Annotated in this window: 3 protein-coding genes; 2 read left to right on the top strand and 1 reads right to left on the bottom strand. The window is 48.8% G+C overall.

Annotated elements, in window-relative coordinates:
• Positions 1-2,509, bottom strand: a 2,509-nt coding sequence (gene secA, locus Q0605_RS01195) for a preprotein translocase subunit SecA (RefSeq protein WP_298703516.1), incomplete at its 3' end; no start/stop codon positions are given.
• A gap of 120 nt (positions 2,510-2,629) precedes the next feature.
• On the opposite strand from secA, the gene lolA reads away from it, so the two are divergent.
• Complete coding sequence (gene lolA, locus Q0605_RS01190) at positions 2,630-3,142, top strand: LolA-like outer membrane lipoprotein chaperone (RefSeq protein ID WP_298703514.1); 513 nt, start codon at positions 2,630-2,632, stop codon at positions 3,140-3,142.
• Between the two features lie 6 nt (positions 3,143-3,148).
• Positions 3,149-3,687 (top strand): low molecular weight protein-tyrosine-phosphatase (locus Q0605_RS01185; RefSeq protein WP_298703512.1); only part of this gene is annotated, 539 nt, incomplete at its 3' end.

The following is a 3,687-nucleotide window of genomic DNA, read 5'->3' as shown; positions in this document are numbered from 1 at the left end:
ACTCTTCTGCGCCCTTTAGCTGTGCTTCATTCGTGCTTGCGGCGGCGAGTTCTTTGGCGTTTGAGCTCTCCATGCGCTCCTGCATCGCGCGCTGTTCGGCTTCGATCTCCTCCCTAGATTTAAACTGGATCGAATGCAGCAAACGGATGCTGTCGGATTTGAGGCGCATTACAAGCTCCATAAAAAGATTGTAGCTCTCCTTTTTATACTCTGTAAGCGGGTCTTTGTGGTTGTAGCCGCGAAGTCCGATGCCCGCTTTTAGGATATCCATCTGATACAGATGCTCCCGCCAGTCGCGATCGACGATCTGCAGATAAAGCATCTTTTCGATACTTTTGCGCTGCTGCGGATCAATCGGCGCCATCTTATTTTCATACGAAACGGCAAGCGCGCCGATGATCTTTTCTTTCAGCTCTTTGAAATCATCGACCTTTTCAAGCTCGCTGTTTTCGAGCACCTCGCCCGTTTCTTGAGCGATTTTAGCGACGATCGGGAATTTATCGACCTCTTTGATATTTACGCCGTCGAAAATTTCAAGCTCCTCAAGCACGCTAGAGATGTACTCCTCGCGGTTTTGAATGATTTTATCTTTCAGATCGTAGTCGGGATCCAAAAGCTCATTGCGATATTTATAGATCGTCTTGCGCTGCTCGTTTGCGACGTCGTCGTATTCTAAGATATTTTTACGCGCTTCAAAATGCAGGCTCTCGACCTTTTTCTGCGCGTTCTCTACTGCGCGCGAAACCATGCCTGATTCGATATGCTCGCCATCTTTTAGCCCCAAGCGATCCATGATATTTTTGATTTTGTCGCTACCGAAAATTCTAAGCAGATTGTCCTCCAAGCTTAAGAAAAATCTACTCTCGCCCGGATCGCCCTGACGTCCACTTCGTCCGCGGAGCTGATTATCGATGCGGCGGCTTTCATGGCGCTCGGTACCTAAAATATACAACCCGCCCAAAGCGCGCACTTCATCGTCTATGCGGATATCCACGCCGCGTCCCGCCATATTCGTAGCAATCGTCACCGCGCCCTTTACGCCAGCGTCTTTGATGATCTGCGCCTCACGCTCGTGATTTTTGGCATTTAGCACGGAGTGCGCGATGTTTTCTTTAACCAAAAGCTCGTGCAGCTTCTCGCTCTTTTCGATCGACGCCGTACCTACTAGCACGGGCTGACCTTTGGAATTTAGCCGCTTGATCTCATTTATGACGGCGTCAAATTTCTCGCGCTCGGTCTTGTAGATAAGATCGTTTTGATCCTTTCTGATGACCGGCACGTTTGTAGGGATCGAGACCACTTCGAGTTTGTAAATTTGAGAAAATTCCGTTGCTTCTGTCTGTGCCGTACCCGTCATACCAGCGAGTTTTTCGTAAAGGCGGAAGTAGTTTTGAAAGGTAATGTCGGCAAGAGTTTGGCTCTCCTCCTGGATTTGCACGCCCTCTTTAGCTTCAAGAGCCTGATGGAGCCCTTCGCTGAATCTGCGCCCCTCGCTCAGACGTCCCGTAAATTCATCCACGATTATGACCTGTCCGTCGCGCACGACATAGTGCACGTCTTTTTCAAATAGATAATTCGCCTTAAGTGCTTGATCAAGGTAGTGGCTAAGCACGGCATTTTCGAGACTATAGAGGTTATCCACGCCAAAAAGCTTCTCGGCTTTTGAGATTCCTGCCTCTGTAATCAAAACGGCGCGGTTCTTCTCATCTACGGTAAAATCACCCGTCGCCTTGCCTTTCGGATCGGCTGGCGCCTCGCCGCGGATCATTGCGCGCGCTACTTCGTCGGCTTTAATATAACCGTCCAGAGTGCGATTCGTAGGACCTGAGATGATTAGCGGCGTCCTGGCTTCGTCGATTAGGATGCTATCAACTTCATCGACGATTACGAAATGATGCCCACGCTGTACCTTTTCATCCGCGCTAAATTTCATATTATCGCGCAGATAGTCAAAGCCGAACTCGTTGTTTGTGCCGTAGGTGATGTCGCACGCGTATGCAGCCTTGCGCTTGGCGTCGTCGTATTCGCCGCCTACGATCACACCGGTGCTAAGCCCTAAAAATTCATATAGCTCGCCCATTTGCGCAGCATCGCGCTTAGCTAGGTAGTCGTTTACGGTCACGACGTGAACGCCCTTGCCCTCCATCGCATTTAGCACTACTGCCAAGGTCGCTACGAGGGTCTTTCCTTCGCCCGTTTTCATCTCGGCAATCGCGCCGTCGTTTAGCACCAAACCGCCTATCAGCTGAACGTCGAAGTGGCGCATATTTAGCACTCTTTTGCCCGCCTCTCGCACGATAGCAAACACTTCGTTAAGCACGTCGTCCGTGCTCTTTTCGCCTGCGCGAACTTGCGCTCTTAACGCTTCAAATTCCGCCTTAAGCGCCGCATCGTCCATCGATGCGTAGTTTTCCTCGAGCGCACTGATCTGCGCTGCGCGCTTGGCGTATTGTTTGACGATCCTATCGTTTTTAGTACCAAAAATCCCGTGGATGACCTTTTTAAACATCTCAAACCTTAGTTTTAAAATTTTAACCGCGCATATTAACATATTTTTAGTTTCTATTTAATTAAATCCTAGAAAAACGGCTATAATACGCGCAAATTTTCAAAAATAAAGGCAAAATTTATGAAAAAAACTCTTATTTCTTTAGCAGCGAGCTGCATTTTTGCATTCGCAAGCGGGATAGAATTCGATACGCTGAGCGCAAATTTTTCGCAAACCGTGCAGAGCGACGATGCGAAAATCAGCTACGGCGGCGATTTTAGCGCCACAAAAGAGCACGCCGTATGGCATTACAAGACCCCTACGATAAAAAATATATTTTTTAGCTTCACAAAGGTCGTCGTAATCGAGCCCGAACTCGAGCAAGCTATCATCACAAATATCAAAGAAACGCCGAATTTAACAGCGATCCTAGCGAACGCAAAACCCAATAAAAAGGGCATTTATGAGGCGAGCTTCGACGACGTGAAATATCTCATCGAGCTAAAGGATGATCTGCCGAGCAAGATCAGCTACACCGACAAAATGGATAATAAAGTCGTCATCAATCTAAGCAACGTCCGCAAAAACGCGCCGGTAAACGAGGCAATCTTCAAGCCGGCAATTCCGAAAAACTACGACATCATCACGCAGTAGGCGCGTGTGAGGCTACTTTTCGTCTGTCACGGCAACATCTGCCGCTCGCCTATGGCGCAATCCGTGATGCAAAATTTCATTAATCAAAGCGACCTAAGTGCGTGCGTGAGCGTAGATTCTGCGGCAACGCACGCCGACGAAATCGGCTCGCCGCCCTACTACGAGACGCAGCGCGTGTTAAAAGAGCAAAAGGTGCCGCTCGTAGCGCATCGCGCCGTGCAGGTCACGCCCGCAGACTACGAGCGCTACGATCTGATACTTTGCATGGATGATGAAAATATGCGCTCGCTGGGGCGAATTTTTCGCGGCAAGGATATGGCTAAGGTAAAATTTCTTTTGGAATTTGGAGAGGGAAATTTTACAGACTACAATGCGCTAAATTTCAAAGACCCGACAAAACGAACCGGCTTAAATTTAAAGGACGCCAGTTCAAATTTAACCCATCCCGAACACCTACAGATCGCCGATCCCTACTACACGCGCGATTTTGAGCGCTGCTATGCAGATATTAAGCGCGGCTGCGAGGGACTCTTGCGATACATTAA

It is taken from the genome of uncultured Campylobacter sp., from assembly GCF_938017705.1.
GTDB lineage: Bacteria > Campylobacterota > Campylobacteria > Campylobacterales > Campylobacteraceae > Campylobacter_B.
This window is presented reverse-complemented; position numbering and strand designations above follow the sequence as displayed.